This window comes from Bartonella massiliensis, assembly GCF_902150025.1.
Classification (GTDB): domain Bacteria; phylum Pseudomonadota; class Alphaproteobacteria; order Rhizobiales; family Rhizobiaceae; genus Bartonella; species Bartonella massiliensis.
Map to the genome: position 1 here is coordinate 1 of NZ_CABFVS010000082.1, position 639 is coordinate 639.

The 639-nt window shown below is 42.3% G+C and carries 1 protein-coding gene; it reads right to left on the reverse strand.

The window, feature by feature from the left end; genetic code table 11:
• The coding region (locus FNZ60_RS09510) for a DEAD/DEAH box helicase family protein (protein ID WP_142417300.1) at positions 1–639 on the reverse strand (639 nt) is incomplete at both ends.

The following is a 639-nucleotide window of genomic DNA, read 5'->3' on the forward strand; positions in this document are numbered from 1 at the left end:
ACCCTGAATGATGCTGTTATCATGAACTTTGACAAACTCAGATTCATTGTCGTCAGTTCCCAATGAAGCGCCAGTTGTACGGTGTGCTTCATCACAAATAATCAGATCAAACTCGGGTAATCCATGATCCTTTTGTGCATCGGAAATCACTTGAATGGAATGATAGGTTGAAAAGATGACGGTCATTGCCTCTGAGAAGCTTTCACAAGCTTCTTTGGCAAGGGCTTTTGCATCTGTTGTCGCAGGCAGCACAAGATCTGATGTTTCCATGCCAACAATATCATCTTGGTTTTTACGACGCTTTCCTACTTTTGTATCCGAACACACCGCAAAAGAACGCAAGGGGATTTGTGTGTCCAGTGTCCATTCACGGATTGTTTGTGAGACTAAAGCAAGAGAAGGCACTAAAAACAACACACGCTTGCCTTTTCCCGCTATGGTTTCTGCTATTTTTAGGCTTGTGAACGTTTTGCCTGTTCCACATGCCATAATAAGCTTGCCACGGTCTGCTTCTTTTAAACCTTCACAGACTTTCTTGATGGCTTCTTTCTGATGGGGACGAGGTTCTTTCGTTGATTTCAGAACAACTTCTTGTTTTGTTGCAAATATTTGCCAATCTATACGACTGTTTTCCATATG